Source organism: Pseudomonas sp. Au-Pse12 (genome assembly GCF_021341665.1).
In the GTDB taxonomy this organism is placed as follows: Bacteria; Pseudomonadota; Gammaproteobacteria; order Pseudomonadales; family Pseudomonadaceae; genus Aquipseudomonas.
Window position 1 is genome coordinate 597,671 of record NZ_JAJTTH010000001.1, and the last position, 14,971, is coordinate 612,641.

Here is a 14,971-nt window from a genome sequence, read left to right on the forward strand (position 1 = left end):
GGCCGCCCAGGACTCCCTTGACCCCTAGAAGGAAGCGAGCATGTTGCGTAAAACCCTTATCGCCACCTGGTGTTCCAGTGTCTTGCTGGCCTGTGCCTTACCGGTGATGGCCGCCGCGCCCCAGGCATTTCCCAGTGAGCAGGGCACCTTGCAGCTGACCCCGCTTGCTCAAGGCCTTGAGCACCCCTGGGCCTTGGCGTTCTTGCCCGATCGCCAAGGCATCCTGGTCACCGAGCGCCCGGGCCACCTGCGGCTTGTCAGCGCGGACGGCAAGCTCTCGGCGCCCTTGAGCGGGGTGCCCAAGGTCTGGGCCCAGGGCCAGGGTGGCCTGCTGGATGTGGCGCTGTCGCCGGACTTCAGGCAGGACCGCATGGTGTATCTGTCCTACGCCGAAGGCGGTGGCGAGGGCGGGACTGCCGGCACTGCCGTGGGCCGTGGACGCTTGAGCGATGACCTGAGCGGGCTCAAGGATTTCCAGGTGATCTTCCGTCAGGAGCCCAAGCTGTCCACCGGCAATCACTTCGGTTCGCGGTTGGTGTTCGACCGTGACGGCTACCTGTTCGTCACCCTGGGGGAAAACAACGACCGGCCCACCGCCCAGGACCTGGACAAGCTCCAGGGCAAGATCGTGCGCCTGTACCCCGACGGCCGGGTTCCGGACGACAACCCCTTTGTCGGCCAGGCCGGAGTACGCCCGGAAATCTGGAGTTACGGCCATCGCAATCCCCAGGGCGCGGCGCTCAACCCCTGGAGCGGCACCTTGTGGGAGAACGAACACGGGCCCAAGGGCGGCGACGAGATCAATATCATCGAGCGCGGCAAGAACTATGGCTGGCCCCTGGCGACCCACGGCATCAACTATTCCGGCCAGCCGATTCCCGAGTCTGGCGGCCAGACCGCATCCGGCACCGTGGCACCTCATCATGTCTGGGAGAAATCCCCCGGCATCAGTGGCATGGCCTTCTACGACAGTGATCGCTTCAAGCCCTGGCAGCACAACGTGTTCATAGGCGCCCTGGCCAGCCAGGAGCTGATCCGCCTGCAATTCAACGGCGACCGCATCGAGCATGAAGAGCGCATGCTGGGCGGGCTCAAGGCGCGTATCCGTGATGTGCGCCAGGGGCCGGACGGCTACCTCTATATCCTCACCGACGAGGACCAGGGCACGCTGTACAAAGTGGGCCTGCAATAGCCCCGGACTCGTTTGCAGGAGCCAACTGCGATGCTCGTTACGGGCGGGGAAACAGCACCACCGCGGCGCGCAACTTGCTGCTGCCGAAGCTGCACATCTTGTCGAACTCGCCATGGCTCACCGGCAGGTGCTGGCAATCCATTGGCTGACGGTGCTGGCTGTGGTCGACATCCGGGTCGTGCAGGTAGACGAAGTCCTGGTCGCAGTCGGTGACTATCACCCAGTGCGGCGCCTTGGAGCGGGTCAGGCGGTAGCTGCTGATCAGCACCAGGGGCTGACCGCCTTGGCGCAACAGGCCGGGCAAGTCCAGTGGCCCGCCGAGCACTTGCTGCACCGGGCTGGCATCCAGCTCCTTGCAGAACTCGTCGTGGACCAGGCGCATGACGTCCTTTTTATGCTCGTCACGCACGCCATTGAGAAACAACGGCCCGGCGCTGTTGACCTGCAAGCGCACCGCAAAGCCCCGGCGCCAGGCAGCCAGCGCCAGCCCCTGGGGGCTGCAGCCGCCGTGGCCAGCGGTCATGAATACGGTGGTGGCTTCGCGCCAGATCTGCAATTCCTCGCGCCGCTCCAGGGGCCGCGCCGGTTGCAGCGCGGCCATGGCCATCAGCAGGCAAGCGGGGCCACAGGTGAAGTCGGTGGTCTGCTGGTAGTAGGGCACGCAGATGCTGCGGGTCTCCCGGTGCTGGAGAATGCGTTTCTCCAGGCGCAGGGCATCGGCGTGGTCTTCGTAGTAGTCGTGCAGGCGGGCAAAGCGCCGGTAGCCATGGCCTTCATACAAGGCCAGCGCCACCGGGTTGTCGGTACGCACCTCAAGGCGCAGATAGGCGCAATCGTGGGCCAGGGCGCAGGCCTCGATCCGTTGCAGCAGGCGCTTGCCCAGGCCCAGGCCGCGAGCCTCCTGGGCGATGGCCAGGGAATACAGGCGGGCCAGCGAGGTGCCGCGATGAAACAGCACCAGCGCATAACCCAGCAGTTGCGCCTGCTGTTCGGCCACCAGCAGTTGCCCGTTGGCGCGGCTGATCATCCACTGGAAGCTGCGCGGGGTCAGCCGGTCACTGGTGAAACATTGCTGCTCCAGCGCCACCAGCGCCGGCAGGTCCTCGGGGGTTGCAGTGCGAAAGACAAGATCCATATGACCGCCGTAAAAGTTGCGTAATGAAACGAGACTTCAAAAAAAGTTCGTGCTTAATAGAAAGGGTCAGGTTCTTCAGCGAGAGCGAACTTTATGTCAGCGGTACAAGGTCATTGGCGAGAAGTATCCGGGCAAAGTTTGCCGGCGACAATCACTTCCTCAACTAATATTTCCCGCCTGGATAAAACGTCCAGCCAGGTGATTATTATTGTCGAACGCAAGGAAGACTGGGCCTCCTACTTTCCCAGCGAAGACATTCTCACAGCCCAGGAGTACCTCGAACACAGCCGCGAAAGCGCGCCCGGCAAGCGCGTCCAGGTGATCAACCTGTGCCGCAGCTACAAGTACCTGGGGCATGGCTACTACTGCTCGCTATTGGCTGAAGCCCGCGGCCACCGGGTGATTCCCTCGGTCAGGACGATCAGCGAATTGACCCGCAAGGCGCTTTACGGGCTGGCCCTGGACGATCTCGACAAGAGCCTGGAAAAGGCCCTGAGCAATCATCTCTACCGCGACACCGAAGGCTTTACCCTGACCCTGTATTTCGGTCGCACGCATATCGAGCCGTTGCAGGATCTGGCCCGACAATTGTTTGAACTGTTCCCTTGTCCGATCTTGTTAGTTGATTTCAAGCGAACTAACAGTTGGCACATCGAAGGCGTCAAGTCGGGGGCGTTGCATAAGTTGCGCGAAGATCAGGAAGATCAGTTCGCCAACTCCCTGGACAGTTTCAGCCGCAAGGTCTGGCGGGTTCCGCGCTCGCGGCAAGTGGCCCGTTATGACCTGGCGATTCTCCACGATCCGCAGGAACTCCTGCCGCCTTCCAACCCTCGGGCGCTGGAGAGTTTCATCCGCGTCGGCAAGGGCCTGGGCATCGATGTCGAGCTGATCGAGAAAAAGGATTACTCGCGCCTGGCCGAGTACGACGCGCTGCTGATCCGCGAAACCACCAGCGTCGACAACCACACCTACCGTTTTGCCAAGAAGGCCGAGAGCGAAGGGCTGGTGGTGATGGACGACCCGGCCTCGATCCTGCGCTGCACCAACAAGGTCTATCTCAGCGACCTGCTCAAGGGCCATCAACTGGGCATGCCCGCCACCGAGATTCTCTACAAGGAGCGACCGCAGGACTTCGAGCGGGTCGGCGAGCGCCTGGGCTTTCCCCTGGTGCTGAAGATTCCCGACGGCTGTTTCTCCCGCGGGGTGATCAAGGTCGAGAGCCAGCAAGCCTTGCTGGAAGCCACCGCCGAGCTGTTCGAGCACTCGGTGTTGCTGCTGGCGCAGGAATTCTTCTACACCGAATACGACTGGCGCATCGGCGTGCTCAACCGCAAGCCGATCTTTGCCTGCCAGTACTTCATGTCCAAGGGCCACTGGCAGATCTACAACCACAAGGCCAAGGGCCAGGACATCAACGGCGAATGCCGCACCCTGGCGATCCACGAAGTGCCACGGGCGGTGGTGGAGCTGGCGGTGAAGACCGCCAACCTGATCGGTGATGGCCTGTACGGCGTCGATCTCAAGCAGTCCGGCGACAAGGTGGTGGTGATCGAGGTCAACGACAACCCCAACCTCGACGCCGGTATCGAAGACGCCTATCTGCAGGACGACCTGTATGCCCTGGTGCTGGAGGAATTCGTCCGCCGCCTGGAGCTCAAGCGCCGCGGCCAGGCCTGGTAGGAAGGGGCCTTCACTGCGGCTGCAGGGTCAGCACCTCGAAGCCGTCGCGGGTCACCGCCACCGTGTGTTCCCACTGGGCCGAGAGGCCGTTGTCGCGGGTCACCACGGTCCAGCCATCCTTGAGCCCGCGCACCCGGGCGCTGCCCTGGTTGAGCATCGGCTCGATGGTGAAGACCATGCCTTCGCGCAGCTCCAGGCCCGTGCCGGGGCGGCCGAAGTGGAGGACCTGCGGCTCTTCGTGCATCTGCCGGCCGATGCCGTGGCCACAGTACTCGCGTACCACGCTGTAGCCCTTGGCCTCGGCATGGGCCTGGATGGCGTGGCCGATATCGCCCAGCCGGGCTCCCGGGCGCACCACCTTGATCGCCGCCCACATGGCCTCGAACGTAGTGTCCACCAGGCGCCGGGCCTTGGGCCCGACGCTGCCGATCAGGTACATCTTGCTGGAGTCGGCGATGTAGCCGTTCTTCTCCAGGGTGATGTCGATATTGACGATGTCACCGTCCTTGAGCACGGCCTTGGCATGCGGCATGCCGTGGCACACCACTTCGTTGATCGAGGTGTTGATGCAATAGGGGTAGTTGTACTGGCCCTTGCTGGCGGGGCGCGCCTTGAGCTCCTGGCGGATCATGTGTTCCACCGCGGCGTCCAGTTCCAGGGTGGACAGGCCCGCGGCGACAAAACCGTCGAGGAAGGTGAATACCTGGGCCAGCAGGCGCCCGGATTCGCGCATCAGCGCCAGTTGCTCCGGGGTCTTGATCAGCGCTTGAGTCATGCACGGCCCCTGAGCAGGTCGGGTTTGTTCAGCAACAGTTTGTTGATCAGGTCGTTGTAGGCCAGGTGCGGATTGAGTTCGGCCAGCAGGCCGATCTTCATCCAGAACTCGGCCTGGGCGTTGATCGAGCGGTCCATGGCGGCGCTGGCCACGCGGATCTGCTCGTGCAGTTCATCGGAGATCTTGACGATGCCCATGTCGGGGGCTCCCTTGAGGAAATATACGAATCATATATGTTTCGTATATTCAGCTTCAAGCTTCAAGCTTCAAGCTTCAAGCTTCAAGCTTCAAGCGCGGAGAAAAGCGTTGACCGGAACTGGCTGGCGCGGTTAATTTCCAGCCCATGACTTTTTCTGCCTATCGTTCCCAGCCAAGCATTATTACCGCCATTACCGATTGGCGGGCTTGCTGACGACTGCACCCAACCCGCCCTGGAGGCGGGTTTTTTCTCTCTGTCTCCCGGGCTTCGAACACCGCCAGGAGATCCATCATGAGTCGCCCCAGTCGCTCTGCCACCCCCCAGCCCCGCGCCGACATGGCGTTGCTGGAACACTATGTGAAGATGATCCTCGCCGCGCCGGTCTATGACCTGGCGATCTGCACGCCGTTGCAGGCGGCGCCGGCGCTGTCGCAGCGGCTGGGCAATCAGATCCTGCTCAAGCGCGAGGACCTGCAACCGACCTTTTCCTTCAAGATCCGCGGGGCCTACAACCGTCTGGCGCAACTTGGCCCGGAGCAGAAGCGGCGCGGGGTGATCACCGCCTCCGCCGGCAATCATGCTCAGGGCGTGGCCCTGGCTGCGCGGGAACTGGGGATCAAGGCGACCATCGTGATGCCCGCCAGCACCCCGGAGCTCAAGGTGCTGGGGGTGCGCAGCCGCGACGCCGAGGCCATCCTGCATGGCGAGAGCTTTCCGTTTGCCCTGGCCCATGCCTTGAGCCTGGCGCAGAGCAGCGGCAGCACCTTTGTCTCGCCGTTCGATGATCCCCATGTGATTGCCGGGCAGGGCACCGTGGCCATGGAGATCCTGCGCCAGCAGCAAGGCGCGCTGGATGCGATCTTTGTCCCGGTCGGCGGTGGGGGGCTGATCGCCGGGATCGCCGCCTACGTCAAATACCTGCGGCCGGAAATCCGCATCGTCGGGGTTGAGTCGGAACATTCCAATTGCCTGCAGCAGGCCTTGGCGGCGGGGGAGCGGGTGGTGTTGCCTGCGGTGGGAACCTTTGCCGACGGCGTCGCGGTGGCGCAGATCGGCGAGTACGGTTTCCAGATCTGCCGGCATCACGTGGACCAGGTGATCAGCGTCAGCAACGATCAGCTGTGCGCCGCCATCAAGGACATCTACGACGACACCCGCTCGATCACTGAGCCCTCGGGCGCCCTGGCAGTGGCGGGGATCAAGGAATACGTGGCGCAAAGCGCGGTCAGCGGCCAGACCCTGGTGGCGATCGATTCCGGGGCCAACATCAACTTCGACAGCCTGCGCCACGTCGCCGAACGCGCCGCCCTGAGCAACTAGACCCCGGTTGCGGGAGCAGGCAAGCGGGCCCCTACGACAGCAGCGGGCGCAGGAAACTGCGCTCATAGCTGAGGATGAATTTCTTCTCGACCACCGACGCCACCAGGTCCACGCTTTCCGGGTCACTCAGGGCGCTCTGGCGGTAGGCTTCGTAATCGGCCAGGGACGGAAAGCTGAACAGGCAATAGGCGATGTTGCTGGCACCTTCCGAAGGCAGGAAGTAACCGTGGTGGGTGCCGCCCAAGCGCTTGACCACCGCGATCCAGGCTTTGGAATAGGCTTCGAAGTCGGCCAATTGGTAGGGATCAATCACGTATCTGACATGGCAGGTAATCAACGGTGGCACTCCGGCTAAAGGGGGGAGGGAAGGATCAGGTTTTTCTTGCTGCGCGTTTTCGACGCGGTCCGCACGGGCGGCCAGTGGCTCAGGCGAAAAAGTCAGTGGCTCAGAGCCAAATCGAATTTAGCAGCCTTGGCAAAGCGGCATAGTCTTTATCTTGGCTCCGTCTGCATGGACTACCCGGACCGGGCCCGGATCATCAGCGAGCGCCCCGTCACGGCGGTCAGTGTGCCTGCCCGTCGATTGGCCGTCTCGAATATAAGGAGAGCCTTGTCATGTTCTTGTCTGCCCTGGAGCTGCGCAACATCATTGAAAGCAGCTTTCTGCCCAAGCGTTGCCAATGCACCCTCGGCCCCGATCTGTCGATGACGGTCAAGGTCTTCGGTGATCATCAAACCGATCGGGTCGACCTGCTGGTCACGGGCATCGATGCCGCGCAGCTCAACGGCTGCCGGGAAATCAACGAGTTGATCGCCGAGTTGCGCTACGACCTGGCCAACCCTCCCAGGGACCTCAGCGTCCACCGGCGCAGGGCCCATTAGCCCGGCCGGCGAGACCCTTGGCGACAGCGTTCGGCAACGCCCTGGCGCGGTGTCAGTTCTGGAACATGCAGGCTTGTGCATGTTTCTGATAGGAAATTTCCGCCTGCTCCCCGGAGTGGGTGATGTAGCGCATGTTGGCGGTCACCACTTCGCAGTCGCGGGTTGGCGGCTCGGTCATTGACAAGACCTTGGCGATGTCCAGGCGCATGCCGTACTGATACGGCACCGCTTCCACGGTGTTGACGTCCGAAGCCTGGGCCAGCCCGGCGACCCCGCACAGGGCCAAGACGCCAAGGAACAGCTGGGTACGAGTTTTCATGGTGGTTCTCCGCTACAGATAAAGACCGTTCAGTTTTCCCCTGAACCTGTCGCACCGGGCGCCAGAAGCGTTCCGCGCCAGTGCTGCGCGAAGCAGAGTTGTTTTTTAGGATTAAGCTATCGTTAAAGCTGTATCGATAGATTTTGTAATTAAATCTTTCATCTAAGGGCGCGGCGCGGCGGCCCGCAGCGTCGCGGGACGATGCAACGGGCCTTGCGCGTGGGGGCTGTCAGTTCTGGTTGGCGCAGGCGTCCGACAGTTTGCGGTAGGTGATTTCCTCGGGCTTGCCGAGGTTATCGATGAACTTCATGTCGGCCGTGATCACCTTGCAATCCTGGGTCGCAGGCTCACTCATCGAGATCACTTTGCTCACATGCAGCGGCATTCCATAGTGATAGGGCACAGCGGTGCTGTTGTCCGCCTGGGCCAAGCCGCTGAGGGCACTCAACAGCAGGGCGGCAGGCAAAGCTATACGCAGGGTCATGGCTAATCTCCGATGCAGACTGAACGTCAGTTCCGCGCCATACAGGGCTCAGAACTTGCCGCGCAGCGCCTCGGATTTATCTTGGCCAGCGCGGTCATCGTCACTTTTATCCCGGCGGATTAACGGCCCATTAAATTGCATAGGGAGCTAAGTTTTTTACAGCTCGCTGTAGGCAATTCGCTGATGCCCGGGCAGCGTCTGCTTCAGCAGCCGCTCCAGCGACTGCTGCGGCGGCAGGTAATCGTCACCGAAATCACCGTCGGCCAGTTGCGTCGGGTGGGCTACCACTTCAATCACCCCGGCAGGCCGAAAGCCATCGAGCAAGTCCTTCGGCGTGCACACGCGGTTCGCCGCCGCGCCGCACAACCAGCGGATACGCAGGTTCAGCGCGCTTTTGAACAGCCACTTCAGCGGCCCGATATTGCCCCCGACATTGCGCGCCAGGCGCACCGGCACGCCTTGCTGCGCGGCAAAACGGGCGACGATGGCCGCCACCGGCCATAAGTTGTGCACGTGCTGGTGCGAGTCGATGTGGCTCGGGCGCAAGCCCTGGTCGAGGCAGCGTTGCCACTGCGCCTGCAGCTCCTGCGCCACCGCCTGCGCGGCGCTGGCCGGCAAGCGCAGGGCCGAACGCGAAAGGTGCAGGTCGAACTGGCCCTGGGCGTTGCAGAACGCCGGCTGGCCGAGAATGGCCGGGCTCAGCGGCGCGCCATGGGTGAGGTTGAAATGCAGGCCGATGCGCCCCAGCAAGGCGTGTTCGTGGCTCAGGCGACAGGCATCTTCGAAGGCCGGCATGTTGGCCATCAGGGTCGCCGAGCTGATCACCCCGCACTGGAAGGCGCGCAGGGTCAACTGGTTGTAGTCCGGGTCGAGGCCGAAATCGTCGGCGTTGACGATGAGCCGATTCGCCCGGGGGACCGTCAGGGTCTGTTTCATGGCCGTGTTCCTTGTGCGGTGTTGGCCTGGCGCCGTTCGCGCCAGGCCTTGAGGCGCGGTTTGAGCCGCTGCCAGAGACGTTCGGCGGTGCCCGCCAGCAGGCCCCGGGGACGCCAGGAGTAGAAACTCCAGCGCTGCTGCTCGATCACGCCGCTCATGCGCTCATGCAACTGATGACTGGAGCGGCTGAGGCTGACCCGCGAGGCATCGACCCACTGCCAACCCTCGTCCAGGCCCCAGCGAATCCACTCGTCCAGCAGCAAGCGGCCACTGCCGAGGTTTTTGTAGTCCGCGAGAAAAGCGATGTTGTAGTCGTACAGGCGGCCGCGCTCCAGCAAGCCGAGGCGATAGCTGATGCAGCGCCCCTGATGCTCCAGCATCACCACCCGCACGCAGCCTTCGGCGGCCAGGCCGCGCAGGGCGTCCCGCATCCAGTGCCAACGCCGCTCCCCGGAAAAGATCCCCAGCCCGTCGGTGCCTTTCCAGCTGGCCTGTTCGACCTCGCGCAGCCTTTCCAGCAGCGCATCGATGCCGTCGGCCGGGGGTGCCACGCGGATCACCCGGGCGTCGATTTCGGCGCAACGCTTGTTGGCCCGGCGCAGTTCGTAACGCAAGGTGCCGACGGCTTCCTCGCGGTCGAGTTCGACAATCAGGTGCTCCGGCACCCGGCACGTCAGCGACTGTTCGCTGTATGAACAGGCCCGGCGCCAGGGTTCGAGCAGGTCGGCGGCGTTCACCAGTTCATGCAGTTGCAGCAGATCGTGGGGCAGATGCCGACGAATGTGCGCCAGCGCCGCGGGCATGGCGCTGCGGGCCTCGTGCGCCACCAGCAGCGCCAGCCGATCGCTCAGCGGGTGCCCCAGGTGGCGCAGCACCTGCAGGCTGAGGCCGGCGCGGGGCTCGCGCCCCAGGGTCAAGGGCAGGCACAGCAGCAGGCGCTGGCCGTGCCAGCCGAGCAGCACCCGCAGTTGCCGGTTGTCCAGCGCACGTTCGGCGCCGCGCAGCCAGCTCAGGCGGTTGAACGGCGTGGCCTGTACGAGGCCCTGACGCAGTTGCTCATAGGCGTCCACGGGAAAATCTTCGGTGCCAAGGCTGGTGCACCATTGCCAACGCAAGTTCACGAGCGTTCCTTGTCGATCTGGTTGGAACGGTTCGGCTGCTGCGCCAGGCGCCCGCGACGCAAGTGGTGCAGGCGGGTCTGGTGGTAGGGCTGGCGGCGGTGGAAGTGCAGGCAGCGCAACAGGCAATAGACGTGCAGGGATTCACCGACCTCCTGGAAACCCAGGCGCATGTGCATTTTCAAGGCCGGCTCGTTGCGCACGTTGACCAGGGCCCGGGTGGCCTTGAAGCCGCGTTCGCGGTATTCGTCCCAGAGCATCTTCTGCGCCAGGATCACCACCCCCGAGCCGCGAAACGGCACCGCGCATTCGCCGGCGAACTGGTACAGGCAGCCGGGCGGGATGCGCATCCAGCAGCGGTACAACTGGTCGTCGTAGTAATCGCGCTCGCTGATCCACACCATCATCATCACGTTGCCGTCTTCATCCAGGTGCGCGCTGCCGCGGCTGCCCTTGTCCAGCAGGCCGCAAATGGCCGGCACCTGGGCCTTGAAGTATTTGTCGAAGGCCGGCAGCAGTTCACGGGTGATCGGCACCTGGGGCCAGCGACTGGGGTTGATCGGGCAGGGCACCGGCAGCGCCAGCGAGCGTTCCAGGGTCAGCAGTTCCCAGTGGTAGTAGAAGAAGCGTTCACGCAGCACCCGCAGGCTGCCGCGCAGGCCCTTGCGGCGGATTCTGGCCAACAGGCCGGTCAAGCGACTCATAGGGTTTTCCAAGTCAAGGCAAACAGGGTTTCACCGGGCACGTGCAGCTGTGCCCGACCAGCGCTGCACAGCACCGCCACCTGGCGGCTGCGGCCATCGGCGCCCAGCAGCGCAAGGCTCGGGTTGGCCTGGCAGATCTGCTCGGCGCCACTCAGTTCGATGGTGTGTGCACGGGGGGTCTTGGTCACGCCCAGCAGGCTGTGGCGCGGGCCGTCGCGCAAGGCCAGGGCGTCCACTTCGAAGGCCGGGTTGTCCAGCGCCTGGACCTGCCCCAGCCAATGCTGCTGGATGAATTGCTGCGCCACGGCCACCGGTTTCAGGCTGAAGCGCTGGGCATCCTGCTGGGCCAGCATGCCCTTGGGGTATTCGGGCTCGTCGGCGGCCTGGAACCAGTTGAGCATGTCCAGCAGGCCGTCCTGGGACGCGTTGGCCACCACCGACATCCACCACAGCGCGGCGTAGTGGCTGTCTTGCTGGTAGGGGCTGAGGTCCGGGCCGCTGGAGATATTGGTCTGGCTCAGCAGCAGCGCCTTGCGCGGCCGGCCCTGGTCATCCAGGCCCACCAGATCGGCGGCGGCGCGCACGCTGGCGCGGTATCGGCGGGTGGCCAGCAGGTCGCGGACCATCCATTCGTGCCAGGCCAGGGCGTCGATATCGGCGCCGTGGGCCTCCAGCAACTGGCGCGCCCAATCAATGCCCCGGCGCTGCCCGGCGCCCACGCGAAACGGCCCGTCGAGCAGCCGCGAACTCACCGGCATGGCGATCCGCACCCCGGCGGCCCGCGCCTCGGGGTTGGCCTTGGTGTGCTCCAGCATGCGCGCGAAGTACGTGGCGAATTCCGCGTAGCTGGGGTAGTTGAGGTTGGGCTCGTCAGCGAATGCCAGGTAATGCAGGCCCTGGTTGCCCAGGTGCACGCTGTCCGCCAGCCAGGCGTCGAGCCCGGCGAAACTCTGGCTGTCGGCCTGCAGGACCGCACGGCGCAAGGTGCCGGCGAGCAAGGTGATGTCGCGGTCGATGTTGAAGGTTTCGCGGTACACGCGGCGAAAGCCCAGCTCCCGCTTAGGGTCCTGCGTGATCACATCGACGAAGCTGTAGAAGTTGGCGGCGCGCGGCCCCAGGGCTCGCAGCAGTTCGAACGTCGACGGCGGCGGTTCGGCATAGGGCAGGGCGATCCCCAGGCGCGGGCTGGGGCCACGCATCTGCGGCTTGAGGTTCAGCTCGACCCGGCCCGGCGTCCATTGCAGCGGGTGCAACTGGCGCAGGTCCTGGGCAAACAGGTTGGCCGTGCCGTCGAGCCAGAACGCCACCTTGCCCGAGCCGCCCAGGGACAGGCGCCAGACTTCGTCCTGCGGGGCCGAAGGCAGGGCGATCTGGTCGAACTGGCCGTACTGCGGGTGCTCCATCAGCTTCAGGCGCAGCAGCTGGTTGTCGCTCAGGCGCGTGGCCTGGAGCACGCTGACGCCGCCGTAATACTTGCCGGCCAGCACCGCCTGCTCCCCGGCGGCGACGCGAAAATACAGCTCCACGCCGCTCGGCACGTCGGCGCTGAAATGCACCTTGGCCGGCTCGAACTGCGCCTGGGTGGCGCTGTCGTGGCTGACCTTGAAGTTGCGAAAGCTGTAGCCCGGCACCTGCAGGCGATAGTCGCCCTGGGCCGCCGGCAGCTGGATGTCCCGCTGGCCGTAGGGCTGGTCGGCGCGGATCTCCAGCTGTTGCAGCAACTGGCCGTCCGGGCGCAGCAGGTACAGCTGCTCCTGGTTGGCGTCGCTTTGCCAGGCCGGGCTCCAGCGCACCTGCAGGGTGTCGTCGGCAGCGGCTTGCAGGTACAGGCTGCCATCGCGGATGTCCGCCCATTGCAAGGGCGCCGCGTGCAGCGAACTGGCCGCCGAGATCAGCATCAGGGCGAGCAGGGAACAGGGTTTCATTGGACCTTTTCCTTAGGGCGCAATAACTGGCGCATGTGGACGATGTCTCCAGGTAACAGGATCAGGGTGCGGTACCAGGCCACACCGCTGAGGTGGCAATACAGGCCGAGCATGGCCAGGCTCACCGCCAGGTAGGCGATGGACGAGGCCAGGCCAGCGCCGACGATGCCCAGTGGCGGAATCAGCAGCGCGTTGAGGGCCAGGTTCAGCAGAGCGCCGCCGGCCAGTAGCAGCGACAGCGCGCCGGGGCGCTGCTTGCCCAGCAGGTCCAGGCGCAGGATGCTCGCGTAGCACAGGCCGAACAGCCCAGGCAGCAGGGCCAGCAAGGCACCGTAGGCCGGGGCGTAGGCGGCGCCGAACAGGCTGACGATCAGCCACTGGCCGATCAGCGCCATGCACAGGCACGCCGCGAGCATCACCGTGGCGGTCAGGCGCAGGGCCAGCGCGGTCAGTTGTTCGATGCCGGTGCCCTGTTGCAGCAGGCGTTTCATCAGCGGCGTGGTCACCGCCTCGGGAATGATCAGCAACAGTTCGGCGGCCGCGCTGGCCATGGCGTACCAGCCCAGGGCGGCGGGGTCGAGCAGGGCACCGATGAACAGGTAGTCCGAGCGCAGCATCAGTTGTTGCGACAGCACCCCGGGGTGGCTCTGGGCGCTGTAGCGCAATAGCTGGCCCTGTTCCCCGGCCTGCCAGCGCAGGCGCAGGTCATGCCAGCGGCGCAGCCAGTACCCGCCCACCAGCACCACCAGCAAGGTGCCGCCCAGCCAACTGACCAGGGCCGCCGACAGCGGCTGGTCGCGCCACACCCACCACAGGCCGACGAACAACAGCAGCGGCACCAGGGATTCCAGCAGGCGCAGGGCATTGAAGGCCTCGACCCGGCCGTCGGCGTTGTGCAGGGTCAGCAGGCCGCTCTTGAGCACGGTGATCGGCACCGCCAACAGCAACAACCAGGCCAGGTCGCCCAGTTGCAGGCTCAGCGACCACTGGCTGCCCAGGGTGTTCATCAGGACCAGCCCGGCCAGGGTCAACAGGCTGGCCAGCAGGCAGCCATAGATCAGCACCTGGGTCAGCAACAGGCCCATGGGCCGCTGGCGCGCGGCCTCATAGCCGACGGCGGTGTTCAAGCCACCGCTGGTGAGGGCGGCAATCAGGTCCGGCAGGGTGCTGAGCAGGGCGAACAGGCCGCGGTCCGCCGGCCCCAGCAGGCGCGCCAGCAATACGTTGCGCAGCAGCCGCAGGCCGATCATCGCCAGCCGTGTGCCCAGGCTCAGGGCCAGGTGCCAGAGGTAGCCGCCACGCTTCATGCCCGGGCCCCCTGCAGCAGCCGCCAGGCCAGCAGCCCCGGGTGCGCGGCGCTGGCGTGGCTGACATCGATGCGCGGCAAGGCCAGCAGCGGGTTGCCGCCGGCTTCGATCAGCCCCGGGCGGGTGCTCAGGGCGTAGCGATAACCCAGCTCGGCGACGGCGGCACGCACCTCGGGGTTGTGGTCGCCATTGGGGTAGCAATAGACCCCCAGCGGCGCCTGGCAGTGCTCCTGCAAGGCCTGCCGGGAACGTTGCAGGTCGGCCTTCAGGCAGGTTTCGTCGAGGCCGGTGAGAATGCTGTGGCTGGCGCCGTGCGGGCCGAAACGCACCAGCGCCGAACGCTCCAGGCGCTGCACCTGGGCCCAGTCCAGGCTGTGCGGGCCGTGCTCGTTGGGGCAGCTGTCGGCCAGGGCCTGCAGGGTTGGCCCGGGCAGCGTCTTCAAGCGTTGCAGGTAGCCGCCCAGGAGCCGGCTGCGGGCATCGCTGCTGCCGGGCTGCAGCAGCGGCGCCGGTGGCGCCAGTTGCAGCGCCCGCAGTTGTTCCAGCAGCGGCCGGGCCGCCGTGCTGTCGGGCTGGCGCCAGAGGGTTTCGCCGATCGACTCCCACCAGAAGCCCTGGGAACTGCCGATGAAGTCGGTGGACAGGAAGATGCTCGCCGGCACCTCGTAGCGCTCCAGCAGCGGATAGGCCACCTCGGCGTTGTCGCGCCAGCCGTCGTCGAAGGTCAGGGCCAGGCGCGGCCGGTCGCTGCCGGGGTATTCCAGCAGCTGATGCAGCGGCACACAGTCAAAATGCCGCCGCAGCCAGCGCAGCAGATGCTCGAACTGGCCCTGGCCGACGCACAGTGGCGCCCGGTGCGGCCGGCTGGCCGCGTGCTCGTCGGCCAGCACCCGGTGCAGCATCAGCACCACCCCGGCTTCGCTCAGGCGCGCCCGGCCGACACTGTGCAGGTAAGCGCTGCCCAGCAGGCGCTTGAAGTTGCGTTTGAAGGTCAT

Annotated in this window: 15 protein-coding genes and 1 pseudogene; 4 read left to right on the plus strand and 12 right to left on the minus strand. The window is 65.1% G+C overall.

Annotation, left to right across the window (positions count from 1 at the left end; all coding sequences use genetic code 11):
* Positions 1–40 precede the first annotated feature (40 nt).
* The gene (locus tag LXM55_RS02645) at positions 41–1,192 is read left to right on the plus strand and encodes a PQQ-dependent sugar dehydrogenase (protein WP_233318348.1); all 1,152 of its coding nucleotides are present in this window, start codon (positions 41–43) and stop codon (positions 1,190–1,192) included.
* A 37-nt stretch (positions 1,193–1,229) separates the two neighbouring features.
* Here the strand turns inward: LXM55_RS02645 and LXM55_RS02650 are convergent, their stop codons facing one another.
* On the minus strand, positions 1,230–2,327 hold the full coding sequence (locus LXM55_RS02650) for a GNAT family N-acetyltransferase/peptidase C39 family protein (protein ID WP_233318349.1): 1,098 nt from the start codon (positions 2,325–2,327) through the stop codon (positions 1,230–1,232).
* Between the two features lie 93 nt (positions 2,328–2,420).
* On the opposite strand from LXM55_RS02650, the gene LXM55_RS02655 reads away from it, so the two are divergent.
* Complete coding sequence (locus tag LXM55_RS02655; protein ID WP_233318350.1) at positions 2,421–4,007, plus strand: RimK family protein; 1,587 nt, start codon at positions 2,421–2,423, stop codon at positions 4,005–4,007.
* 10 nt (positions 4,008–4,017) lie between these two features.
* On the opposite strand, the gene map is transcribed toward LXM55_RS02655, so the two are convergent.
* Positions 4,018–4,782, minus strand: a complete 765-nt coding sequence (gene map / locus LXM55_RS02660) for a type I methionyl aminopeptidase (protein WP_233318351.1) — start codon at positions 4,780–4,782, stop codon at positions 4,018–4,020.
* Entirely contained in the window at positions 4,779–4,979 is a 201-nt protein-coding gene (locus LXM55_RS02665; protein WP_011061386.1) for a ParD-like family protein, read from the minus strand. Before LXM55_RS02665 ends, map begins: the two co-directional genes overlap by 4 nt.
* 338 nt (positions 4,980–5,317) lie before the next feature.
* Between LXM55_RS02665 and ilvA the strand changes: the two are divergent.
* A pseudogene (gene ilvA / locus LXM55_RS02670) lies at positions 5,318–6,292 on the plus strand (threonine ammonia-lyase, biosynthetic); the annotation flags it as partial.
* Between the two features lie 40 nt (positions 6,293–6,332).
* Here ilvA and LXM55_RS02675 read toward each other — a convergent pair.
* Positions 6,333–6,638 carry an NIPSNAP family protein gene (locus LXM55_RS02675; RefSeq protein ID WP_233318353.1) on the minus strand — a complete coding sequence of 102 codons (306 nt, stop codon included), beginning with the start codon at positions 6,636–6,638 and terminating at the stop codon, positions 6,333–6,335.
* A 278-nt stretch (positions 6,639–6,916) separates the two neighbouring features.
* Here LXM55_RS02675 and LXM55_RS02680 point away from each other — a divergent pair, with 278 nt between their 5' ends.
* Positions 6,917–7,183 carry a DUF1652 domain-containing protein gene (locus LXM55_RS02680; RefSeq protein ID WP_233318354.1) on the plus strand — a complete coding sequence of 89 codons (267 nt, stop codon included), beginning with the start codon at positions 6,917–6,919 and terminating at the stop codon, positions 7,181–7,183.
* Positions 7,184–7,235: 52 nt separating this feature from the next.
* On the opposite strand, the gene LXM55_RS02685 is transcribed toward LXM55_RS02680, so the two are convergent.
* The 8 genes from LXM55_RS02685 to LXM55_RS02720 form a co-directional block, all read right to left on the minus strand.
* Positions 7,236–7,502 (minus strand): DUF2790 domain-containing protein, encoded by a 267-nt coding sequence (locus tag LXM55_RS02685; RefSeq protein ID WP_233318355.1) that lies wholly within the window; start codon positions 7,500–7,502, stop codon positions 7,236–7,238.
* A 229-nt stretch (positions 7,503–7,731) separates the two neighbouring features.
* Complete coding sequence (locus LXM55_RS02690; RefSeq protein ID WP_233318358.1) at positions 7,732–7,986, minus strand: DUF2790 domain-containing protein; 255 nt, start codon at positions 7,984–7,986, stop codon at positions 7,732–7,734.
* A gap of 156 nt (positions 7,987–8,142) precedes the next feature.
* Entirely contained in the window at positions 8,143–8,922 is a 780-nt protein-coding gene (locus LXM55_RS02695; protein ID WP_233318359.1) for a carbohydrate deacetylase, read from the minus strand.
* Positions 8,919–10,043, minus strand: a complete 1,125-nt coding sequence (locus LXM55_RS02700; protein WP_233318360.1) for a GNAT family N-acetyltransferase — start codon at positions 10,041–10,043, stop codon at positions 8,919–8,921. The genes LXM55_RS02695 and LXM55_RS02700 overlap by 4 nt, the downstream gene beginning before the upstream one ends.
* A complete protein-coding gene (locus LXM55_RS02705; RefSeq protein WP_233318361.1) occupies positions 10,040–10,744 on the minus strand; it encodes an N-acetyltransferase in 705 nt (234 codons plus the stop codon). Before LXM55_RS02705 ends, LXM55_RS02700 begins: the two co-directional genes overlap by 4 nt.
* Positions 10,741–12,669, minus strand: a complete 1,929-nt coding sequence (locus LXM55_RS02710; RefSeq protein WP_233318362.1) for a hypothetical protein — start codon at positions 12,667–12,669, stop codon at positions 10,741–10,743. The genes LXM55_RS02705 and LXM55_RS02710 overlap by 4 nt, the downstream gene beginning before the upstream one ends.
* Positions 12,666–13,976, minus strand: coding sequence for a lipopolysaccharide biosynthesis protein (locus tag LXM55_RS02715; protein ID WP_233318363.1), 1,311 nt, complete (start codon positions 13,974–13,976; stop codon positions 12,666–12,668). Before LXM55_RS02715 ends, LXM55_RS02710 begins: the two co-directional genes overlap by 4 nt.
* On the minus strand, positions 13,973–14,971 hold the full coding sequence (locus tag LXM55_RS02720) for a polysaccharide deacetylase family protein (RefSeq protein WP_233318364.1): 999 nt from the start codon (positions 14,969–14,971) through the stop codon (positions 13,973–13,975). Before LXM55_RS02720 ends, LXM55_RS02715 begins: the two co-directional genes overlap by 4 nt.